Consider the following 24114-nt stretch of genomic DNA (forward strand, 5'->3'; position numbering starts at 1 on the left):
TTAAGTTTTCCTTATGAAAAACGCTATAAATAAATCTGGTCTCACCGAGGCAGAACAAAAATTACTTGAAAAAATATTAGCTGAAGATGCTGCGGGGGTTACGCCTTTGGGTGAAAGCCGTCGGCATTTTATAAAATTGATGATGACTGCAGGTGCAGGATTAATGGCGCTGCAGATGGTAGGCGGTGCGCAGGCAGTGTCCAAGGGTTTTTCTGGATCAGAGCCAACGTCACTTGAAAATCCTTTAAAGGTCAGTTTTTTCGTGAACGGAATAAGTAATTCATTGACGATTGATTCCAGAATGACTTTGCTTGATGCTTTGCGGGAACGTTTGCAATTAACAGGTTCTAAGAAAGGTTGTGATCACGGTCAATGCGGTGCGTGCACAGTTATTGTAGATGACCATCGTGTTTTATCCTGTTTAACTTTGGCGGCAACTCTCGAAGGAAGTTCAGTAACGACTATAGAAGGAATTGCAAAAAATGACGTTCTTCATCCTATACAATCCGCTTTTGTAAAACATGATGGTTTCCAGTGCGGTTATTGCACACCAGGACAGATCTGTTCATCAGTGGCTTTGTTAGGTGAAATTAAAAGAGGTGATGTGAGCTTCGTAACACCTGATGTAAAAAATATGAAACCTGAAATTTCTGATGATGAAATCAGAGAAAGAATGTCTGGAAATATTTGCCGATGCGGTGCTTACCCAAATATTATAGCAGCAATACGCGAAGTTTACGGGGGAAAAGAAGTTGAACAGTTTTGGCAATTTTTAGATGATAACCAGAATATTTCTATGAATATTGATCAAAATTTAAAAGAAGAAATAACCATATGAGAGCCTTTAAATATTCGAGAGCGACAGAACCACAACTCGCCACAAAATTAGTCTCAGAAAATCTCAAATCTCAGTTTTTAGCAGGCGGCACTAATCTTTTAGATTTAATGAAGGAAGATGTAGAGCGTCCAAATGAATTGGTTGATATTTCTCGTCTGGAACTTTCTGAGGTTACGGAAAATGGAAATATAATTTCGATTGGCGGGCTCGGTAAAAATACGGCAACTGCAAATCATCCGTTAATAAGAAATAATTTTCCAATGCTTACGCAGGCAATTCTAGCAGGTGCTTCAGCTCAAATTCGTAATATGGCAAGCAATGGTGGAAATTTAAATCAACGGACGCGGTGTTCCTATTTTTTCGAAACTGCAATGCCTTGCAATAAAAGAGAACCAGGTTCTGGCTGTGGCGCTTTAGAAGGTGTAAATAGAATGCACGCTATTTTTGGCTGGTCAGAAAGTTGCATTGCCGTTCATCCTTCTGACATGTGTATTCCTTTAGTAGCTTTGGATGCTGTGGTGAAAATCCAGGGTGTAAATGGTGAAATGAGAAGTTTACCTTTTTCAGAATACCACCGTTTACCAGGTGATGAACCACAGAAAGACAATAATTTGAAGCACGGTGAACTCATCACTTCTATAGAAATCCCTAAAAATAACTTTGCCAATAATTCTTGTTATTTAAAAATAAGAGACCGTTCGAGTTATGCATTTGCTTTAATATCTGTCGCCGCCGCGCTTGATCTAGATGGGACTTCCATTAAAGAAGTTCGCTTGGCTATGGGTGGCGTTTCACATAAACCTTGGCGGGCTTTAACAGCTGAAAAATTTTTAAAAGGAAAAACGGCAAATATTGTAAATTTCAAAGATGCTGCAGAAGCAGAGATGAAATCCGCAAAAGCATTTGAACACAATAAATTTAAAATTGAGATGGGTAAAAAAGCAATTGTTAGAGCCTTGTCTCAGGCGATGAATGGCGGAAAAGTATAGTTTTATTAAACCAATATTTTATTTAGTAGTTCAATCTCTTTGTAATTAATATTAAAATTTTTTTTGAATAGCCTTGATAATTATCTTGCTAAAAGAGTCAATTCTAGGCTGGATTCATCAGATTAAATAAGTCACTTATGAAAAAACAAACTGTAATTGGAAAACCACTGGACAGAATTGACGGACCATTAAAAGTTAGTGGTACTGCAAAATATGCTGCTGAATTCAATCAAAAAGATATGGCTTATGCTTTTCCGGTTCGGTCTACAATCGCGAAAGGGACTATATTAAATATCGATATTAATGACGCTAAAAAGTTACCGGGTGTAATTAAAATAGTAACCTATGAAAATGCACCAAAATTAGCGGCGGCGAGTGGCGAAGAAAAAAACAAAAGTGGAGCAAGTATGGGCGAAAATATATCGCCTATGCAGGATAATCAAATTCATTACTGGGGACAATATATCGCGTTAGTAATTGCTGAAACTTATGAAGAAGCGCGAGCAGCAGCGGCAATAGTAAAAGTTTCTTACAAGAAAGATCAACCTGCTATTAATTTAAAAAAAGCCTTGCCTGGAGGATTTGTACCGCAAAAAGGTAATGGTCATTCCGTTCAAATTAATGAAGGAAAAGCTCAGGCAATTATAGATGCGGCGGCTGTTAAAGTAGATCATAGTTATTCTACTTCTACGGAAAATCACCATCCGATGGAACCTCACGCGACAGTGGCGGTTTGGAGAGGTGATGATAAAGTAATTTTATATAATGCAACGCAAGGCGTTATTGCCATGCGTGGAACGATAGCGTATTTCTTTAAATTACAACCTGAAAATGTGCAGATCATTAATCCTTTTGTGGGAGGCGGTTTTGGTTGTAAAGGTTCAGAATGGGGACACGCCCTTTTGGCAACAATGGCGGCTAAAATAATAAAAAGACCAGTAAAATTAGTGATCACACGGCAGATGATGCAAACCAATGTCGGTCGTCGTAGTGAAACACATCAAAATGTAGCATTAGCAAGTGATAGTAGTGGAAAATTGCAGGCCATGCGCCATGAAAGTGGAACTTATGCAAATCTCTCTGGTTATTACGAGCCAAGCGGAAAACAAACGGCAGTTCTATACGCTTCGCCTATGCGCGAAATCACTTACAAAGTTGCGAAACTTAATATCGGAACGCCAACATTTATGCGCGCACCTGGAGAAACACCCGGGATATTTGCATTAGAAACGGCAATGGATGAACTGGCGCATGAACTTAAAATGGATCCTATTGAGCTTCGGAAAATAAACCACACTTCTGTTGATCCCATGAAAAAACATCCCTTTTCCAGTGAGTATTTACTTGAATGTTATAAAATGGGTGCCGAAAAATTTGGGTGGAATAAAAGAAATATGAAACCAAGGCAGACCAGAATTGGAAACCATTTGGTAGGTTATGGTATGGCAACAGCAACTTATCCTGCAATTAGAAGTGCTGCGTCAGCGAAAGTTCAGATAAAAAGTGATGGGTCAGTAACAGTATTGTGCGCTACTCAAGATATTGGTACAGGGACTTATACCATTATGGCTCAAACGGCGGCAGATGCTTTAGGCGTTCCCGTAGAAAATATTACAGTGAAATTGGGAGATTCAGGTTTGCCTCCAGGTCCAGTTTCGGGTGGTTCTACTACAACTGCGAGTGTAAATCCTGCAGTCTATGAAGCTGGAGAAGCACTTCGGAAAGATTTAATGCTTCTCGCTAGAGCAGATTTGAAATCGCCATTATATGGTAAACCAGTCGAAGAAATTAATTTTGAAAACGGTTCTTTTTACTTAAAAAATGACGAATCTAAAAGAGATACTTATACTGCGGTTATGCATCGTAATAAAAAAACGGTGATGGAAGGTTGTGTTACTGCAATGCCGGCCTCGGGAAGCGGCCTCGGCTCTCAGAAAGCTATGTGCAGTGTTGCTGATATTGATCTGGATGAAAATGGTGATTCAGATAAATATTCATTTCATTCCTTTGGAGTACAGTTTGCGGAAGTTTGGGTTGATGAAGATTTTGGGACTGTGCGTGTAAAAAGATTTGTCAGCGTTCACGATGCCGGTACGATCATGAATGAAAAAACTGCCCGCTCACAGATTATCGGTGGCGTAATTTATGGTTTTGGATCTGCCTTAATGGAGGAAACGGTTTACGATGAGCGTTATGGTAATCCAGTTACTCGAACTTTGGCAGATTATCATGTTCCTGTAAACTTAGATGTACCACCAATTGATGTTTATTTTATCGGTAAAAAGGACCCTCATATTTCACCAATTGGTGCGCGCGGAATTGGCGAAATTGGCATTACCGGAGTTTCTGCCGCGATAGGTAATGCTATTTTTAATGCGACAGGACGTCGGTTACGAGACCTACCTTTTACACCAGATAAGTTGGTTTAAATTTGGTCAAAATTTACGAGATCTTTTATAAGTAAATTATAAAAGATCTGTAACAAAGCTTTATTTAAATATACTTCCTAGTAATTTGCATCCTTGCGGCAAGTGGAGGGACTAGCTAATCAACAATAAAATAAAAAAAAATCAGGAACTAGAATTCCTGATTGGCTTAAGTAAGTAATTGTTAAATTTTTTTGTAGAGAGGATGGGATTCGAACCCACGGTACAGTTGCCCGTACACTAGCTTTCCAGGCTAGCTCCTTCAACCACTCGGACACCTCTCTATTTTAAGTGCGCAAAAGTAGGTTTTTTTATTTAAAAATACAAAATTTATTAGCTTCTAAAAAATTTTATTCAGAAATTTCTCCGCGTAGATTTTTTCCAAAATTGTCTCTAAACGTTCCTTCGTAATTTGGATTGTTTAGTAAATGCATCGCTTTAGTAATTGCACTTTCTGCGGTCATATCTTTTCCGCTGATGGCTTTTATATCCGTGAAAATATTACTGTTGTTATATTTTCCAAATGAAATTTCACCGGAAATACACTGTGAAACAACTACTATTTCTGTTCCGTTTTCTCGCAGTTTTTCTAAAGTGTCTTTCGTTTTATTGGTGTTAAAAATCGTTCCGGAACCAAAAACCTGTAAAATTAAAACCTTCATTGTTGGTAGATCTTGAAAGTGTGAAAGTTGCATTCCCGGGAAAATACGCCAAAATAAAACATCTTGTGAAATATGTAAATCGGCAGAAAATGTCTCGTTTTTATCGGCACGAAAAAGTTCGTTTTTTTCAATTTTTAAATTGACGCCAGATTGACCCAAAATGGGATAATTCGGACTTTGATACGCATCAAAATACTCCGCAGAATATTTCAGACTTCTGTTACCACGCATCAATTTATATTCAAAATAAAGCGCAACTTCCTGCAAAACGGCTTCATCGTTTTCATACAAGCTCGCATAATAAAGACTCGTTAAAAGATTTTCTTTTGCATCGGTCCGTAAATCTCCAATGGGAAGTTGAGAACCCGTTAAAATGACCGGTTTTCTTAAACCTTTTAGCATAAAACTTAATGCTGAAGCCGTGTAAGACATAGTGTCTGTACCATGTAAAATTAAAAACCCATCAAATTTTTCATAGCTTTTAGAAATATGTCTGGCAATAGTTTTCCATTCCTTGGGACCCATATCCGAAGAATCTAAAGGCTTTTTGAATGGATATACCGAAACTTCACATTCTATTAAATTTAATTCTGGTATTTTTTTAAAAATATTCGCAAAATCAAATGCGCGCAAACTGCCCGTTTCATAATCTTTTTCCATACCGATAGTTCCGCCGGTATATATAAGAAGCACCTTTCTTTTCATGTGCTAAAATTAAACAATTTTTTACTTAACCTTAACTTTTGGCTCAATCTTTTACTTTTCATACTTTTGTTTCTCAATTTATAATTTTGAAAGATTACTACTATTTTCTTGGCATTTTACCTGACGTGTCTTGTAGAAGATATTAAACAAGCCTATCGAAATTATCTCTAAAATACCATCTAGATAAAACCGATAATGACATCATCTTTGAAAATCGTCTCCGTGAAGCGAGGGAAGCTTATGAGATCTTTAATTAATGAATTTTACGATGGATCATGATCAAATTTTTCATTGCCAAAATATCTGTCACGTAATAATTTACCACCTTTTATAAAAAGCTTTAGTGCCAATAAAATTAGAGTAAAAAAAGGCGACGAAATTATTATTAATTGGCAAACTCAAAATGCAGATTTGGTAAAAATTTTACCTTTTGGCTTAGAAAAATCTTACGGTGAAAGAACTTTTAAAATAAATGAATTTGTAGATGGCAAGTTTCAAATTTTACTTCACGCGACAAACTCCGTTATCCAAAAGACTTCCGTTAAAGGTATTACTATCACTGAAGTATTCGAAAATGACAGAGAAAAGATAAAAGCAGAAGTACAGGAGTTACTTAAACCACAAAAAAGAACCCCTAATAATTCATCCGGTTTTTCTAAGGTTTTAAAATTTTTTCTGGTACTTTTTATCCTGATTATAATTATTGTATTTCTTTTGAACAAGTAAATATTTACATTTTTTCATCTTGATAAATATCATATATTTAAGCAATTAGAAGTTGTTAACTCCTCTGAATTTTTGTATTTTTACAGTACAATTTTTATTAAAAAATCTTTTAAAATAATATGAACACACAGCAGTTTGTTAATCGGCATATCAGCCTAAACGAAAGTGATACGAAGGAAATGCTTGACAGAATTGGCGTTTCTGATATTTCAGAATTGATTTCGCAAACAATTCCCGATTCTATTAGATTAGAAAAAGATTTGAATATTTCTGAGCCACTTTCAGAATATGAGATGCTTGCACATTCAAAAGATTTAGCCTCAAAAAATTTAATGTTTGATAATTATATCGGTTTTGGTTATCATAATGTTATTTTGCCGTCAGTTATCCAAAGAAATATTTTAGAAAATCCAAGCTGGTATACGGCTTACACACCTTACCAAGCAGAGATTGCACAAGGAAGATTGGAAGCACTTTTAAATTACCAAACTTTAGTGGTTAGCTTAACAGGTTTGCCGATTGCCAATGCATCATTGCTAGATGAGTCTACGGCGGCGGCGGAAGCAATGCACATGTTTTTTGAAAGTAGAACTAAAGATCAGAAAAAGGGAGAGGCAGTTAAGTTTTTCGTTTCAGACTTAGTTTTGCCACAAACAATTTCAGTTTTAAAAACTAAAGCAAAAGGTTTAGGAATTGATGTCATTATTGGCAATCATAAAAACCACCAGTTTAATGACTCTTATTTTGGAGTTCTACTTCAATATCCAGGGAAAAATGGTGGGATTATAGATTACACGGAAAATATTAAATATTATAAAGAAAACAATTTACAAGTCGTCGTGGCTTGTGATCCTTTGTTTTTAATTAAAGCTAAATCGCCCGCAGATATGGGCGCAGATTGCGCAGTTGGAACTACGCAGCGTTTTGGAATTCCGATGGGTTATGGCGGTCCACATGCAGCTTTTTTCGCCTGTAAAGAATCCTACAAGAGAGATATTCCAGGAAGAATTATTGGTGTTTCTCAAGATATGTATGGGAAACGTGCGTTGAGAATGGCTTTACAAACCAGAGAGCAGCACATTAAAAGAGAAAAAGCGACTTCAAATATTTGTACTGCACAAGTTCTTTTAGCAGTCATGGCATCAATGTATGCGGTTTATCACGGGCCAAAAGGCTTAAATTTTATTGCAGATCAAATTCATTTTAAAACTAATGCTTTAAAAGAAGGTCTGCTCGCACTTGGTTATGATTTGGTGGAAGAACCAATTTTTGACACCGTAAAATTCAGAATGCATCCAGAAGATAAAAATTCATTGATGCGTTTAATGCGTGATCAAAAAATAAATTTAAATTATTTTTCTGAGGGTTTTGTAAGTGTTTCTTTAAATGAAACTTCTACCTTAGAAAAACTTCAAAGATTGTTTGATTCTTTTGCGCAGTTTGTAGATAAGCAAAGTTTTAAATTGACAATTCGTGATGAGGTGAAAATCCCAGATGAAATCCTGCGTAAAGATTCAATTTTACAGGAAAATGTTTTTAATTCCTATCATACAGAAACAGAATTAATGCGTTATATAAAGAGATTGGAACGTAAAGATTTATCGCTAACCGATTCCATGATTTCTCTTGGTTCTTGCACCATGAAACTTAATGCAGCAACTGAAATGTTGCCAATTTCTTGGGCAGAATGGGGAAGTGTTCATCCATTTGTTCCGACTGAACAAGCAGGAGGCTATCAAATAATGATTAAAGAATTAGAGAAAGATTTATCTGAAATCACCGGTTTTGCTGGAACCTCTTTACAGCCAAACTCTGGCGCTCAAGGAGAATATGCAGGTTTAATGGTGATTAGAGAATATCAAAAATCAATAGGTGAAGGTCATAGAAATATTGTACTTATTCCACAATCTGCACACGGAACAAATCCTGCATCTGCAGTTTTAGCCGGTGGTAAAGTGATAGTTGTAAAAAACTTGGAAAGTGGCGAGATTGATTCTGAAGATTTAAGAGCGAAAGCCGAACTGCACAAAGAAAACCTTTCTGCCGCAATGGTTACTTATCCTTCAACATTCGGTGTTTTCGACGAAAATATTAAAGAGATAACAAAAATAATTCATGATAACGGCGGCCAGGTTTATATGGACGGCGCTAATATGAATGCACAAGTAGGTTTTACAAGTCCTGGAAATATCGGTGCAGATGTATGTCATTTAAATTTACATAAAACATTTGCAATTCCTCACGGAGGCGGTGGACCAGGTGTTGGACCAATTTGCGTTGCAGCCCATCTGGTTAAATTTTTGCCTACCAATCCAAATATTAAAATAGGCACGAAAGAATCTATTGATGGTATTTCTGGTGCGCCTTATGGCTCATCTTTGGTGTTAAATATTTCTTACGCGTACATTAAAATGCTTGGGACTTCTGGTTTAATGAAAGCCACGGAACACGCCATTTTAAATGCTAACTATTTGAAAGAAGTTTTAGGTGAACATTTTCCTATTCTCTACGTCAACAAAAAAGGCAGAGTTGCGCACGAATGTATTTTAGATTTCCGACAGTTTAAAGCCATCGGAATTGAAGTGGTTGATGTTGCAAAACGACTGATGGATTACGGCTATCATGCGCCAACAATGAGTTTTCCAGTTGCTGGAACCATGATGATTGAGCCAACAGAATCTGAAAGTAAAGAAGAAATGGACCGTTTTGCAGAGGCTTTAATTTCTATTAAAAAAGAAATTGATGAAATCGCAAATGGTGAAGCAGACGAAAAAAATAACGTGCTTAAAAATGCGCCACACACAATGGAATTGGTGATTTCGGATTCTTGGGATAAACCTTATTCCCGTGAAAAAGCGGCTTATCCGTTAGATTGGGTTCGCACTAGAAAATTCTTCGCTTCGGTTTCCCGTGTGGATGATGCTTTCGGCGACAGAAATCTGATTTGCACCTGCGCACCGATTGAAAGTTATATGGAATAAGATATTCATAATCAAATTTAAAATCCTTCATTTTTGAAGGATTTTTTTATTTAATGTAAAGAAATATTAATGTTTATTTTAAAAGAGAATTTGTAACATAATTTTGCCACAGTTCCTCAATATTTTTCCCGGTATTTTTCTTCCAAAATTCTGGCGTGTAATTATTATTTCTGGCGTCATTATTTAATTTAATAATTAAATCTTTGTCAAAATTCTGAGTCAACCAAAGAAGAAATCTCGCGGTAATTCTGTAAGAATTATCAAAATTATTTCCAGGTTTTAAGTCGTATAATTTCCAGCCTGCTTTTTCACTGTTCACGCCTTCTGTTGCTCTTGCGTAATCTGCGATACCTTCTGTGAGCCAACCTGGGATTTTTCCGTCCTTATAATTCTGTACAGTGTGCATTAATTCATGCGTGATCACATCGAGATCTTCAGGGTTTTTTGCAAACCATTCCGGATTAAATTTTATGATTCCATTATCAGTTTCTGCAACGCCTTTGTAATTTTTATCGATAATAAAAGTGACTTTTTTCAGAGAATTTTTATTGTATTTCTGAATCAGTTTTGGATATTGAAGAAAATACATATCAATAAATCTTTGTTTGTAAGCGTCTGTAAAAACAGAATCTTTATCAATTAACATCAAAGATAAATCGCCTCTCGTTTCAGTTTTTATTTGATTTTTAAAAACAGATCTGTCAGAAGTTGTCGTTTTTAAATTGAGTTCCTTATAAATAGGTTCATCTTTCGAGAAAGAATAGGGCAAATCGCTGTCGGAAGTTTTTCTGTTTTTATTTGGTAAATTACTCATTTCAAAATCTAGATTTCCGCCTTTTAACATCTCAAAATGGTTTAAGTAAGTTTTAGAATAATTTTTACCATTCAGTTTTTGGGAAGAAATATATCTATTTTCATCACCGTTTTTTGGTGAATTAATAATGAATTTTTTACCGTCTTTTAGAGTTAAAGTTATTTTTTTAAATAATGGCGCACCAATTACATATTCAGGCGTCGCAGGGCAAACCGGATAAAATCCCATCGCGCTGAAAACATACCAAGCACTCGTTTGGCCATTATCTTCATCACCGCAATAACCGTCTGGCGTTGGTTTGTACATTCTGTTCATCGTTTCTCGCACCCAATATTGCGCTTTATACGATTCTTTAGCATAATTGTACAGATAGATCATGTGTTGAATTGGTTGATTTCCGTGCGCATATTGTCCCATATTTGCGATCTGCATTTCACGAATTTCGTGAATGGTACCGCCATAATAACTATCGTCAAAATCTGGTGCCATTGTAAAAACTGAATCCAACATTTTTGCAAATTCTTTTTTGCCGCCCATCATATTTGCTAAACCATCGATGTCGTGAAAAACGCTCCAAGTGTAATGCCAAGCGTTTCCTTCCGTAAAAGCATCGCCCCATTTTAGCGGATTAAACGGACTTTCAAAAGTGCCGTCAAAATTTCTACCGCGCATTAAATTGGTCGATTTATCAAAAACATTTTTATAATTTAAAGCACGCTGCGCATATTTTTTCTTAATATTTTCATCAATATTTTTGTTTTTAATAAACTGATAAATACTGAAATCATCGTAGGAATATTCTAAAGTTCGCGCCGCGCTTTCGTTTATATTGACATCGTAAGGAACATAACCGATTTTATTGTAATAATCGACACCAAAGCGGCCAACTGCGCTCATCGGACCTTCATTATTGGCGCCATTTTCTAAGGCTTTCCATAAAATATTGGTATCCTGATCTGGAATTTTTTTAATAAAAGCATCTGCAACAACTGACGCAGAATTATTGCCGATCATAATATCTGCAAAACCCGGACTGCTCCATTCCGGCAAAAAGCCACCTTCTCGATAATCATTCGCCAAACCTTGCTCCATTTCAGAACTTACATCTGGATAAAGTAAATTTAATAATGGATAAAGTGCGCGAAAAGTGTCCCAAAATCCCGTTCCGCCGTACATATAACCGGGCAAAATTTTTCCGTTATACGGTGAGTAATGCACAATTTTTCCACTCGCATCTATTTCGTATAATTTATTTGGAAACAATGCTGTTCGATACAGGCAACTGTAAAAAGTTCTTTTTTGATCATCCGTTCCACCTTCTACCAATGCTTTTCCTAAAACATCATTCCAAAGTTTATGCGTTTCAGTTTGAACTTGAGAAAAGGTTTTATTGCCGACTTCTCTTTTTAAATTTAATCTCGCTCGTTTCGTAAACTGATAATTAATGACGACGCCACTTTTGCGGTCACAACCTGATTTTTTTTAGTAATATCAAAACCCACAACTGCGCCAGAATGTTCGCCTTTTGTGGAAAGACTATCTAGTAAATTATCTTTCTGCCAAACTTTATTAAAGGAAAATGGTGTGTCAAAAGTGATGACGAAATAGTTGGCGAAATTTTGCAGTTTTCCACGTCTGTAATATTTATTATAACCTATAATTTTATTGTCGCCCGGAATGATTTTTACAAAACTACCTTTATCAAAAGCATCTAAAACTAAGTAAGATTTATCTTTTGTGCCGAAAGTAAATTTAAAAATAGCGGCTCTTTCCGTCGGTGTAATTTCTGTGGTTATATTATAATCTGCGAGATAAACGCTGTAATAATCCGGTCGGGAAATCTCCGATTTGTGACTGAACCAACTTTGTCTGTCTTCTTCTTTAAATTTTAAATTTCCGCTAATTGGCATTAAAGAAAATACACCATAATCATTCATCCATGGACTTGGTTGATGCGTTTGTTTAAAACCTCGAATTTTTTCGGCAGTATAAGAATATTGCCATCCGTCACCATTTTTTCCGGTTTGCGGCGTCCACATATTCATTCCCCAAGGGGTAGAAATTGCCGGATAAGTATTGCCGTTACTCAAATCGGGTTTCGAAAAAGTCCCCATTAATGGATTGACGTATTGTACTAAATCCGTTTTTTGGCTGTAGAAATTTAAAGTAAAGAAAAAGCAAAAGAGAAAAAATGAGAGTCGTTTGATCAGGGAAGTCATTTTGTTTAGTTTTTATTTCTGTTAAAATTATAATATTTTTATTAAAAAATAGTTTATAAAATCTAATTTGAATTATTGTATAATTGTTTGAGCTGGTGAAAATTGCATTTTTTTCAGAATTTTAGTTGACGTAATTTTCCGATATTTGCCGCATGACTTCACTTAATCATTTATTTACCCATGAAAGAACCGGAAATCATTCCGCAGTTTCTGGCTCACGAACTGATTTTCAGCGGGATTTTGATCGAATTATTTTTTCTTCTGCATTCCGCCGACTTCAAAATAAAACACAGGTTTTTCCTTTGCCCGGAAGTGTTTTTGTGCATAATAGATTAACACATTCTTTGGAAGTTTCTTCTGTCGGTCGAAGTTTGGGTAGTTTGGCTGGTGAATTTATAAATGAAAATTTTTCAAATGATTTAAATGAAAATTCTAAACTATTTTACCAGCACAATTTAAGTAACGTTATTGCTGCCGCTTGTTTGTGTCACGATGTTGGAAATCCTGCATTTGGACATTCCGGAGAAGATGCGATTGCGAGTTATTTTGAAAAAAATGAATTGGATCTAAAGCAAAAATTTAACGAAAAAGAGTGGGCAGATCTAATTAATTTTGAAGGAAATGCCAATGCTATTCGGGTTTTAACGCATCAGCAGAAAGGAAAAGATTTAGGTGGGACACAGATTACATTTACAACTTTGGCAAGCATTGCAAAATATCCGTGTGAAGCCATTGCCAAAAAAAAAGGACAAGTTCATCGAAAAAAATTTGGCTTTTTTCAAACTGAAAAAGACACTTTCAAAACCATTGCTAAATCCACGGGTATTATAGAAGAGAATTCTGAACCTTTAATTTACAAAAGACATCCTTTCGTATGGCTGGTAGAGGCCGCAGATGATATTTGTTATAATATTATTGACATGGAAGATGCGCACCGATTAGGCATTGTTTCAACGGCAGATTGTGAAAATCTTTTTTTTGACTTAATTAAATCCGAAAATTCAAATACCAAAAGGGTTGAGGATAAATTAAAATTTATAACGAATTCGAATGAACGTATTTCTTATCTGCGTGCAAAAGTTATTAATGCCCTAATTAATAAATCTTTGCAATTATTTAAAACTAATTTTAGTCAAATTCTTGACGGTACTTTAAATGAAGCCTTACTTGACATTTATAGAAGAGAAAATCCGACTTTACAGGAAATCGAAAGTTTTTCAATAAAAAAAATCTACAACCACAAAGCCGTTATAGAAATCGAAAATGCCGGTTATAATGTAATGTATGAACTTTTGAACCATTTTATTCCGTCTATTTTAAAACCAAAAGAAACGCAGAAGTCTTATGATAAAATGGCGCTAAAACTTTTACCTGAACAATTTGTTTACAGCGAAGGAACAGATTATGAAAAAGTGATGGGTGTTTTAGATTTTGTTTCTGGAATGACAGATAATTTTGCAACGGATCTTTATAGAAAAATTAAAGGAATTGATATCGGAATGACGATGTAAATCACTTTTTTAATCAATAAATTTTCACTATCTTTAAGATTAATTAAAAAAATAAAAAAACATGCCTTATTTAGCAATTATTGGATTTTTCCTTTTAATAACGCTTTTCGCCTCTTTTTTCACCGTAAAGCAAGAATCTGCTGCAGTAGTAGAACGCCTTGGTAAATTTTTGAAAGTATGCGATTCTGGTCTGCATTTAAAAATTCCCTATATAGATCAAATTTCTAAAAGATTGAACTTAAGAATTCAACAGTTGGATGTAATGATTGATACAAAAACATTGGATAATGTTTTTGTGAAGATGAAAGTTTCTGTGCAATATCAAGTCATTAGAACAAATGTGAAAGATGCGTATTACCGTTTAGAAAATCCGGAAAATCAAATTACTTCCTACGTTTTTGATGTGGTAAGAGCAGAAGTTCCAAAAACAAGATTAGATGACGTTTTTGTGCGAAAAGATGATATCGCAAACGCCGTAAGAAATGAGTTGCAAGAAGCGATGCAAAGTTATGGTTATGATATTATTAAAGCCTTAGTGACAGATATTGATCCAGATGAACAAGTAAAACACGCGATGAACCGTATTAATGCGGCGGAACGTGAGAAAACGGCGGCGGAATATGAATCCGAAGCACAAAGGATCAGAATTGTTGCCGTTGCGAAAGCAGAAGCAGAATCGAAAAAATTGCAGGGGCAAGGTATTGCCGACCAAAGAAGAGAGATCGCAAAAGGTCTGGAAGAATCTGTGAGAATGCTGAATAAAGTAAATATTGGCTCGCAGGAAGCGTCTTCTTTAATCGTCGTTACACAGCATTATGACACTTTGCAAGCAATTGGTGCTAATAACAGAAGTAATTTAGTTTTATTACCAAACTCACCAACTTCTGCAAGTAATATGCTAAATGATATGATGGCTGCGATGATTTCCGTTTCAAAATTAGAAGAAGCAAACAGTCCGGATTTTCCGCCAGCGCCAGAAAGATATGGACACGATAATAAAGATGGAAGATATTAATTTTTTCTACTAAAAATATAATTAATATAATTTATTATAAACCTTTCAAGATTTAATTTCTGGAAGGTTTTTTAGGCTTTAAACTTCTGCTTCCCAATCAACAACTCGAAAAATAATTTAAAATCAGAAATTATAGACCAAAGTGGATGCCGAAAAGTGGCGGGTTGATTGTGCTCAAAAACTGCATGTGAAAACCACGCAAAACCATAACCGAAAATTGGGACATACCAAAGAAAACGTTCTTTGCCACTTTTTAAAACGTAAAAAATTACAACAAATATTAAAAACGTTCCTATAAAATGGAAGATTCGCGTCCAAGTTTTTGAATGTTCTGTCAAATAAAATTGATAGAATTCTGAGAAGTTTTTTATTTTTTCAGGCATAATTTTTTTTTTTAAATTTAAAATTGTGTCTTTTCAGGGCTAATTATTTTTATCTAAGTTAAAATTTTCAAACAACAAATCTACATTTGGATCTATTTTTATTTCTTTTGGCTGAAATGAAATTGTAAAATCTTCTTGCGTCACTTTATTTTTAATATTAAAAGTTTTGATAATTGTTTGGTTTCCATTAGTAAAAGAAATTGACAAAGGAAACTCAAAAAGATTATCTTGAATTTGTTCAATATTAACAGATATTTTTTTAGTTAATTTATCGTATTTCCAGTCAATATTTAAATTGGGTTGTCCAGTTGTGAAAAGCCATTGATGAAAAAATGTCTTCAGATTTTGGTGGCTGACTTCTTCAAATATTTTTTCAAGATCATCTGTATTTGCGTTTTTTCCTTTGTAGGTTTCGTAATAGGAACGAACGCTTTTCCAAAATAATTCGTTGCCGATACGTAATCGTAGCATATGTAAGACCCAACCACCTTTTTGGTAACTGTTGGCATTTAGTAGATTCATTAAATTGTTGGCTTCTGAAGAATCAACGATAGGTTTTTTAAATTTTTTGGAAAAATCGATAACCTCACTTCTCTGTTGTTTCAAAAGGCTTTGCAAACTGTCTTTTCCATACTTATTTTCGAGATACATATCGGTCATATAAGTCGCAAAACCTTCACTCAGCCAAAGATGCGGCCAGTCTTTTTCGGTCACATTATCGCCAAAATATTGGTGCGCAGTTTCGTGTGCCATCAAACTTTCTACACCTTTACTAGTAACAGAATTTTCGTCATAAAAAATACAACTGGCATTTTCCATTCCACCGAAAATCGTTTTAGATTGTACATTGGCTAGTTTTTCAAAAGGAAAAGGACCAATTTTACTGACATAATATTTTAAAATATTTTTTGAGAATTCATAACTTTTAAATCCGTTGTCACGGTCCTCAGGAAAGATCCAAGCAGAAACTGGAACTCCACCAATATTTCCCATATTATTTACCGAGAACTTAGTAACGCCAATCGCCATTACTTTTGTGGACAAAGGAATTTCAGATTTCCAGTGTGTCAATTTTAAATTTTCAGGAAGATTAGTTTCCTCGATTTCCCGGCCATTACTCACCACTTGATAATGATCTGGCGCAATTACCATAAACTCCGAAGTTGCTTTATCCGAAAGATGATCGTTGCAAGGAATCCAATTGTGAGCGCGGTTCGGCCAGTTGTCTGCGAAAAAACTTCGGTCGCCATTTTTTGTATTTCCGATAATTAATCCATCAGCGGGAATGCCTTCATAATTGACGGTATATGTATTTTCCTGTCCTAAAATTCCCTTATCATTAATTATTAAATGTTGCGCATCTTGAGAAAATTCTAAAATTTGATTATTTTTTGTCACGGAAAGGACCGTCATGCCTTTTCCTTCAGGATTTTTATTAACTAAATCGAATACAATATTATTTTCATTATCGGAAAATCCAGTTGTAATTACGGCTGTTCCTTTAATAATATTATTGTTGTCATTCAGCGAGATATTAAAGGCATAATGCTTTACATCCAATCCGTTTGTGGGAAGTTGAGCAGAGAGAAATGAATTGCACAATAATCCAAGAAAAACAATGAAATACTTTTTTTGAGAGATTTCAAAATATAGATTTTGCATTATTTAATTTTTTTAAAAATAGTTAGAAAATATATTCGCTAAGTTTTGACTTCAAAATAATGTTAACTTTATTTCAAACCTAAATTTTACTCATTTTCCGGTCTTAGTTTACTTTTTCTATAGCCGTAAGCAAAGTAGATTACCAAACCAAGCGCGAACCAAATGCCAAAATATTTCCAGTTTTCATGGCTCATTCCTGTTAAAAGATAAAGGCAAGAACTTAGACCTATTAAAGGAATTAGAGATAAATTTTTAATAAAAGATAAGCCGCATAAAAATAGATTGATGATAATGTAAATGACAACTGAGACTTTAAATTCTTTCTCAAGTGGATTACTAAAATCAAGTAAATTATGGAAAAAAGCCGGTTGCCAAAAGTAAAAGAAAATCAAACCACCGATAAATAAAACTGGGAAAATTAATTTAGAATTTACATATGGCATGTGAAATCTTCCTGGAAGTTTTTCCTTTGCTGGTAATAATAAAACGCCGCCACAAACCAAAACAAATGCGAAAATGGTCCCAATACTTGTGAAATCTAAAATAAAACTTTTGTCAGTAAATAAAATCGGAATTCCCACCACAATTCCTGTCACAATCGTTGCGAAAGAAGGTGTATGGTATTTCGGGTGTATTTCCTGGAATTTTTTCGGCATTAATCCATCGCGACTCATCGCGTACCAAATCCTAGGTTGACCCATTTGGAAGACCAAAAGCACCGTCGTAATCGCGACAATTGCGACAAATGAAACTGTCATTTCCATCCAGGCGACATTGGCGTTGGCTTTTTCAAATATGAAAGATAAAGGATCACCAACGCCATCGAATTTTTTGTAATCGACCATTCCAGTAAGAACGAGGGTTAAAACGATATAAATTACCGTACATAAAACAAGCGAAATAATCATCCCGCGTGGTAACGTTTTCTGCGGATTTTTCGTTTCTTCAGACAAAACACTCAATGCATCAAAACCTATGTAAGCAAAGAAAACTCCAGAAACTGCGCTCATAACGCCAGAAAAACCGTTTGGCATAAAAGCAGAAACTTTCGTAACAGGATTAATTGGCGTCCAATTATCAACATTGACATAGGCCACACCTACTAAAATTATTAAAACAATGACGGCTAATTTCATTAAAACCAAAGCATTATTTAAATTTTTACTTTCACGCACACCTCGGTAAACCACCCAAGTAATCAAACCATTTATGACTAAAGCCGGAATATCAACAATTAATTTTAAATTATTAATCATAGGCGCATTTTTCCAGGCAGTTAATAATTCGATATTTTGAGAGGCGCCTAAAAATGCTTTTTTTGCTTCCGGATAGCTACATGTTAAATATTCTGGAATATGAACGCCAACTCGACCCATAAAACTGGTGAAATAATCTGACCAAGAAAAAGCTACATAAATATTTCCAAAAGAGTATTCCATAATTAAAGCCCAACCAATCACCCAAGCGATTAATTCACCAAAACTTGCATAAGCATAAGTGTAAGCACTTCCTGCCGTGGGAATTCTAGAGGCAAATTCCGCATAACAAAGCGCTGTAAAACCGCAAGCGAATCCACAAATGATATATAAAATTATTACCCCTGGACCGCCCCGAAAAACGGCTTCACCTAAACTGCTAAAACTTCCCGCACCAATGATCGCTGCAATTCCAAAGAAAACAATATCCCAAGTTCCCAGGACTCGTAGAAGTCCTGAAGGATGGTCTTTTGTGCTGTAATTTTTTCTTTTGAAAAGTTGATTCATTTTTAAATTTTTAGTTTGAAAAAAACAAATGTAATGATTTCTGAAAAAAAGTATTAAATTTTTCCTAAAATTATTCAATCTATAGTTTGTAATCTGAAGAAAAATCAACCAATTTTAAAATCAAAACAAAAAATTAAATTAGTATAAATTGTAATAGATAGCAATGTAAATAAAGAGTAAAAAATTACTGAATGTTATAAATTTTATCCTTTTTTTTTTAATCTTAGTCTTAAAATTTGTGAATGCTTTCTAACGAATTAATAATATTGTCACTTATAATTTAACAGCCGATTTAACTTTATCCACAAACTAACTAAGTTCAAATTACCTTGTATAAACAATAAGTTTTAACTATTTTCGTTGATATTTTGTGGATAACTTTTCTATTTATTTTAAAAAGGGAAATTGTTTACAAGTCTTCTTCAAACAAAACATTCATTAATGAACTCAAAAAATACCATCATTGCGGCAGCAATTTTCCTATACGGATTTTCCGAGGCTCAACAATCGCAATATTTTACAGATCAAGAAGCGTATCGATTTAATTTAGCGGAAAATCTTTATCAATCCAAAATCTACAATAGCTCACAGTATGAATATGCACGGCAGTACTTTTACAATCAAAATTTAAGCGCCTCAAAAAAGGAAGCTGCACAATTTTTTGACAATATAATTGGCGTTATTTTAAAACGCGATCATGCCGAACAAGGTTTGGAAGCGTTTATACGCGACTATCCAAAATCTGCTTATTTTGCGCAGGCTAATTTACCTTTAGCAGATTATTATTTGGGTCAAAAAGATTTTGCAAAAGCACTTGAAACTTTGCAAAAAGTAAATCAATCACAATTAAGTCCAGAAGAAAATACGCAGTACATTTTAAAATTAGGCTACGCGAAGTTTATGACCGGCGATTCTCAAGGTGCTATTCAGGCTTTGGAAGAAGCTTACAATAATGTGCCAGAAACTGAAAGACCTGAAGTTGCTTATATGTTGGGACATCTTTATTACGCCGATAAAAATAATGAAAAAGCGTTTCAATATTTTGATCAAATTAAAGATAATCCGAAGTTTTCACGTTTGGTAAAACCGTATTATGTTCAGTTATATTACAATCAAAAAAACTATGATCAGGCAATTTCTTCAGGAAATGATTTGTTAAATGAAAATTTACCGCCAAATTACAATACGGAAGTTCATAAAATCACTGGCGAAAGTTATTTTATGAAAAAAGATTACGTTTCGGCTTATCCACACTTAAAAATTTATGCCGATTCTAAGCCAAATCCTTCAGAAAACGATTTGTATGAAATGGGTTTTGTAGCGGCCGAAATAAAAAAATATGACGAAGCGGTTTCGTATTATAACCAATTGATAAATAGTGACTCGCCAACTGCACAGAATGCTTATTACCAATTGGGAAATGCCTATTTGGAAGTCGGCAAAAAGCAGGAAGCATTATCCGCTTTTCGGTCATCTTCGGAAATGACTTATGATAAAAATGTAAAAGAATTAGCATTTCTTCAATATGCAAAATTGAGTTATGACATTGGAAATCCCTTTGAATCTGCGCCAATTGTCATTCAAAAATTTGTAAAAAAATACCCGAATAATCCACAAGTTCCGGAACTTAAAAAGTTATTGATAAAATCTTACCTCTATTCCGGGAATTACAAAGAAACTTTAGCAGCCATCGACCAACTGCCGAATTCTACGCCTGAAACTGATAAAATCGATCAGGAAGTGTCTTATCTATTAGGAACAGAAGAATTTAATAAAGGAAATTATGATACGGCTGAAAAATACTTATTGCGAAGTTTAGAAATAAACCAAAATAAAGAATTTACACCAAGAGCAACTTATTGGCTCGCTCAAACCTTTTACCAAAAAGGAAATTATCCATCAGCAATTGTTCGTTTTGAAAAATTAAAAACAGCGGATGATTTCCCAGAAAAACAACAATTAAATTACGATTTGGGTTATGCTTATTTTAAATCTAAAAAATTTACTCAGGCGCAAAATTCTTTTGAAGAATATCTAAAAAATCCAAAACCTGAATTTAAAAATGATGCAAAATTAAGATTAGGCGATTGTTATTATGCTAATAATCAACTAAATGAAGCGATTTCTGTTTATGATGACAGCGCAGGCGGAAGTGATTATACTTCATTTCAAAAAGCGATGGCGCTCGGTTTTAAAGGTGATTCTGTTGGTAAAATTGCTGAGTTAAAAAAATTGATTTTAACTTTTAAAAATTCAGATTATACGGATGATGCGCAATACGAAATTGCTTCGGCTTATGCGTCAAATGATGACTTTAATAACTCAAATGATTATTTTAATCAAGTCATTAAAAGCAGTCTAGATGCAGATTTGGTTGCGAACGCAAAAATTTACAGAGCGCAAAATTATATCGATTTAAATCAGTCTGATAAAGCCTTGGTAGATTTAAAACAACTCGGACAAGAATATAAAAATACGGCTTACGCAGAAAAAATCGTACAGGCGGCGCGACCGATTTTTACAAAGAATGGCGATACAAAAGGATATCAAAAATTTGCATCTGATTTAAATGTAAAAATTGATGCCTCAGAAATTGACGAGATAAATCTGAACACGGCGAAACAGTTTTATGCTAAAAAAGATTATAAAAATGCAATTTCTTATTATGAAAAATATTTAACGCAAAACCCAACGGGTAAAAATCTTTATCAAGCCAAATATGAGTTGAGCGAAAGTTATTTTCAAACAAAAAATCCGACAAAATCGCTTTTAACCTTGCAAGAAGTAGCGAATGTTCAAAATGATTATCAGGAAGATGCTACGACGAGAGTGGCACAAATTTATATCGCGCAAGGGAATTCTGCAGATGCAAAAAAATATCTTTTAAACTTAGCTGATTCCTCAAACGCGACGATCAAAAATTATGCAGATGTGGAATTAATGAAGATTTCCGCGGACGAAAAAGATTTCACTCAGGCAGAAAATTACGCGGATCTGGTTTTAAATAATTCTAAAAATTCGGCATCCGTTTTAGAACTAGCCAAGGTAATCAAAGCGCGAAGTTTGATGAATAAAGGTAAAGATAAAGAAGCGCAAACGGCATTTGCCAATTTAGAAAAATCTTCAAATACGGAAGTTGCCGCAGAATCACTTTACGCAAAAGCCTTTTATCAAAATAAAGGAAAAGCCTTTAAATCTTCCAATGAAACGATTTTTAAATTGGCTAATAATTATGCTTCTGAAGAATATTGGGGTGCAAAATCTTTGGTTTTAATGGCGCGAAATTATTTGGCTTTAAAGGATAATTACCAATCGAGTTATACCTGCGACCAGATTATTTCAAATTACAGCGATTTCCCGGAAATTGTTGCGGAAGCCAAAGAGGTTAAGAAATTAATTAAAAAATAATTGTACTATGTAAAATGTAAACTGCAGCTCAAGTACATTGTCCTTTTTACATTATACAACAATTCAAAAGTAAGAAATGAACAAAAGAATTCAAATATTAAGTTTCCTTTTTTTAGGATTGTCGCAGATTGCTTTTTCCCAGATTAAAGAGGAAAAATTAATCTTAGATAAAAAGAGAGAACCTGAAGTGAAGAGAATAGAAAAGAAAAAAACTTCAGTGGAAAGCATCAAAAATTATCCACCGGAAGAGAAATCTGCAAATCCCGTCACCTACGATATCACAAATGTTCCGGCGGTTTCAGACTTCAAAACTTCTACCATTCAGGGTGAAGATATTTCACCAGAATTTAAACAGGATTACCAAGATAATTACGTGCGTTTTGGTTTGGGAAATTATGGTAAAGTTTTGGGGGATGCGCATATTTCTAAGGTTTTAGAAAGTAAAATGGAAGTAGGTGCAGATGTTCATTATCTTTCTACGACTGGTTTAAAGAAAGATTACGACTGGAATTCTAAACAAACGGGCGCTACTTTGGGCGCATTTATTAATTCTTATAGCGAAAAAGGTAAACTAAATTTAGAGGCGAATTTTGGTCTGCAAGATTATAATTATTACGGTATTTATGCGTTGCAGCCTTCAGCGGATGTTGATTTAAAACAGAAAACCAATCAGTTTCAAATCAATGGGTATTATGATTTTTATTCAAATGATATTTTAAATGACGTGCGTTTGCAAACTTCTTATTTAAGTGATCATTTTAATGCAAAAGAGAATCAGGCAGCCATTACAGTAAATCTTTCTAAATATGACCTTTTAAAGAATGAAAATTTTAAAATTAATTCAGATTTAGGTGTAAAATTAGAAACTTTAAAAACTGATTTTGCATTATTAAATCAAAATAGTTCAAACTTTTTTAATGCGTCCTTGATACCTCAAATTAGTTTTTATAAAAATGATTCTTATTTAAAAATTGGGGCGAATGTGAATTTTTTAAACAGAAGCAATGAAAGTTTAATTCTGCCTCAATTTAAAAAAAGTGAAATTTTGTGGTCGCCGAAAGTTGAAGTTTTATTTGCAGCGCAGGATGAATTTAAATTTTACGCCGGCGTCGATGGCGGTTTAAAATTGAATTCTTATACTGAACTTTTAAAAGAAAATCCGTTTCTGGTTTCTGATATTCAGCTGCGCCCAACTCACACAAAATACCACGGTTACGTCGGTTTGAAAGGTGATATTTCCGAAAATGTAAAGTATGATTTCTCTGCAGGATATTCACAAATAAATCAAATGTTGTTCTTTCAAGCAAATCCTATTTTTGATGATGTTTATACTTTAAACCGTTCCGCATATAATTTCGCAAATACTTATTCCGCGATTTATGATAATGGAAATGTGAGTGAAGTGAAAGGAAGTGTTCAATTTTTCCCGTTGGAAAATTTAGATTTAAGCGCTGAACTTTTATTTCAACAATATAAATTGAATCGATTAGATGAGGTTTTAAATAAACCTTTATTACAAACTACTATTTCTGCAAAATATTCGATGCTCAATAAAAAATTGAATTTTGGTTTTAAGGGGATTTTTGTAACAGATCGAACTTCAAATTCTTTTCAAATTACACCCGACAATGTCTCAAAGCCAATGGCTTACGTTTCAACTGAAAATAGAAATACAAAAGTGGGCGGCTATGCAGATTTAAATTTATCCGCAGAGTATAAAATTCACAAAAATTTCAGTATTTTTGCACTCGGTAATAATTTACTAAATACCAAATACCAAACGTTCAATGGCTACAAAGTTTTGGGCGCTCAGATTACAGGTGGTGTGAGGATTACCTTTTAGACATAAGATTTAGGCTGCGTAGTTCAACTGGATAGAATATCAGATTTCGGCTCTGATGGTTGCAGGTTCGAACCCTGCCGCGGTCACAAAAAAACAGGAAAATTGAGAGAGTTTCCTGTTTTTTTTTAACTTTTATATCGCAAAACGTAAAAAAGCCATAATTTTAAAT

The 24114-nt window shown here is 34.4% G+C and carries 14 protein-coding genes, 2 tRNA genes and 1 pseudogene; 10 read left to right on the plus strand and 7 right to left on the minus strand.

The window, feature by feature from the left end:
• Positions 1 to 13: 13 nt before the first annotated feature.
• From ACVBED_RS00275 to ACVBED_RS00285, 3 genes are all read left to right on the plus strand, one after another.
• The gene (locus tag ACVBED_RS00275; RefSeq protein WP_473094291.1) at positions 14 to 838 is read left to right on the plus strand and encodes a 2Fe-2S iron-sulfur cluster-binding protein; all 825 of its coding nucleotides are present in this window, start codon (positions 14 to 16) and stop codon (positions 836 to 838) included.
• Positions 835 to 1827 (plus strand): FAD binding domain-containing protein, encoded by a 993-nt coding sequence (locus tag ACVBED_RS00280; protein WP_447119981.1) that lies wholly within the window; start codon positions 835 to 837, stop codon positions 1825 to 1827. Before ACVBED_RS00275 ends, ACVBED_RS00280 begins: the two co-directional genes overlap by 4 nt.
• Before the next feature lie 137 nt (positions 1828 to 1964).
• The gene (locus ACVBED_RS00285) at positions 1965 to 4256 is read left to right on the plus strand and encodes a xanthine dehydrogenase family protein molybdopterin-binding subunit (RefSeq protein ID WP_473094292.1); all 2292 of its coding nucleotides are present in this window, start codon (positions 1965 to 1967) and stop codon (positions 4254 to 4256) included.
• 194 nt (positions 4257 to 4450) lie between these two features.
• Here ACVBED_RS00285 and ACVBED_RS00290 read toward each other — a convergent pair.
• Together ACVBED_RS00290 and ACVBED_RS00295 are read right to left on the minus strand one after the other, a co-directional pair.
• Positions 4451 to 4537, minus strand: a tRNA-Ser gene (locus ACVBED_RS00290).
• Between the two features lie 66 nt (positions 4538 to 4603).
• The gene (locus ACVBED_RS00295; protein ID WP_473094293.1) at positions 4604 to 5620 is read right to left on the minus strand and encodes an asparaginase; all 1017 of its coding nucleotides are present in this window, start codon (positions 5618 to 5620) and stop codon (positions 4604 to 4606) included.
• 291 nt (positions 5621 to 5911) lie between these two features.
• On the opposite strand from ACVBED_RS00295, the gene ACVBED_RS00300 reads away from it, so the two are divergent.
• Both ACVBED_RS00300 and gcvP read left to right on the plus strand, forming a co-directional pair.
• Complete coding sequence (locus tag ACVBED_RS00300; protein WP_473094294.1) at positions 5912 to 6346, plus strand: J domain-containing protein; 435 nt, start codon at positions 5912 to 5914, stop codon at positions 6344 to 6346.
• Between the two features lie 119 nt (positions 6347 to 6465).
• Positions 6466 to 9327: an aminomethyl-transferring glycine dehydrogenase gene (gene gcvP / locus ACVBED_RS00305; RefSeq protein WP_473094295.1), complete on the plus strand. Its 2862-nt coding sequence runs from the start codon at positions 6466 to 6468 to the stop codon at positions 9325 to 9327.
• 73 nt (positions 9328 to 9400) lie between these two features.
• Here the strand turns inward: gcvP and ACVBED_RS00310 are convergent, their stop codons facing one another.
• Complete coding sequence (locus ACVBED_RS00310) at positions 9401 to 9973, minus strand: basic secretory protein-like protein (protein ID WP_473094315.1); 573 nt, start codon at positions 9971 to 9973, stop codon at positions 9401 to 9403.
• Between the two features lie 96 nt (positions 9974 to 10069).
• Positions 10070 to 12360: pseudogene (locus tag ACVBED_RS00315) on the minus strand (GH92 family glycosyl hydrolase); the annotation flags it as partial.
• Between the two features lie 152 nt (positions 12361 to 12512).
• On the opposite strand from ACVBED_RS00315, the gene dgt reads away from it, so the two are divergent.
• Both dgt and ACVBED_RS00325 read left to right on the plus strand, forming a co-directional pair.
• Positions 12513 to 13871, plus strand: a complete 1359-nt coding sequence (dgt, locus tag ACVBED_RS00320; RefSeq protein WP_473094296.1) for a dGTP triphosphohydrolase — start codon at positions 12513 to 12515, stop codon at positions 13869 to 13871.
• A 61-nt stretch (positions 13872 to 13932) separates the two neighbouring features.
• A complete protein-coding gene (locus tag ACVBED_RS00325; protein WP_447119995.1) occupies positions 13933 to 14886 on the plus strand; it encodes an SPFH domain-containing protein in 954 nt (317 codons plus the stop codon).
• A gap of 71 nt (positions 14887 to 14957) precedes the next feature.
• Here ACVBED_RS00325 and ACVBED_RS00330 read toward each other — a convergent pair whose 3' ends face one another.
• From ACVBED_RS00330 to ACVBED_RS00340, 3 genes are all read right to left on the minus strand, one after another.
• The gene (locus tag ACVBED_RS00330; protein WP_473094297.1) at positions 14958 to 15269 is read right to left on the minus strand and encodes an Mpo1-like protein; all 312 of its coding nucleotides are present in this window, start codon (positions 15267 to 15269) and stop codon (positions 14958 to 14960) included.
• A 39-nt stretch (positions 15270 to 15308) separates the two neighbouring features.
• Positions 15309 to 16931, minus strand: coding sequence for a M1 family metallopeptidase (locus ACVBED_RS00335; RefSeq protein ID WP_447119997.1), 1623 nt, complete (start codon positions 16929 to 16931; stop codon positions 15309 to 15311).
• 86 nt (positions 16932 to 17017) lie between these two features.
• Positions 17018 to 18694, minus strand: coding sequence for an APC family permease (locus tag ACVBED_RS00340; protein WP_447119998.1), 1677 nt, complete (start codon positions 18692 to 18694; stop codon positions 17018 to 17020).
• Positions 18695 to 19135: 441 nt separating this feature from the next.
• Between ACVBED_RS00340 and ACVBED_RS00345 the strand changes: the two genes are divergently transcribed.
• The 3 genes from ACVBED_RS00345 (at position 19136) to ACVBED_RS00355 (ending at position 24031) form a co-directional block, all read left to right on the plus strand.
• Positions 19136 to 22102, plus strand: coding sequence for a tetratricopeptide repeat protein (locus ACVBED_RS00345; protein WP_473094298.1), 2967 nt, complete (start codon positions 19136 to 19138; stop codon positions 22100 to 22102).
• 76 nt (positions 22103 to 22178) lie between these two features.
• Entirely contained in the window at positions 22179 to 23945 is a 1767-nt protein-coding gene (locus ACVBED_RS00350) for a TonB-dependent receptor (protein ID WP_447120003.1), read from the plus strand.
• Between the two features lie 12 nt (positions 23946 to 23957).
• Positions 23958 to 24031: transfer RNA gene (locus ACVBED_RS00355), tRNA-Arg, on the plus strand.
• Positions 24032 to 24114 lie beyond the last annotated feature (83 nt).

This window comes from Halpernia sp. GG3 (assembly GCF_052976925.2).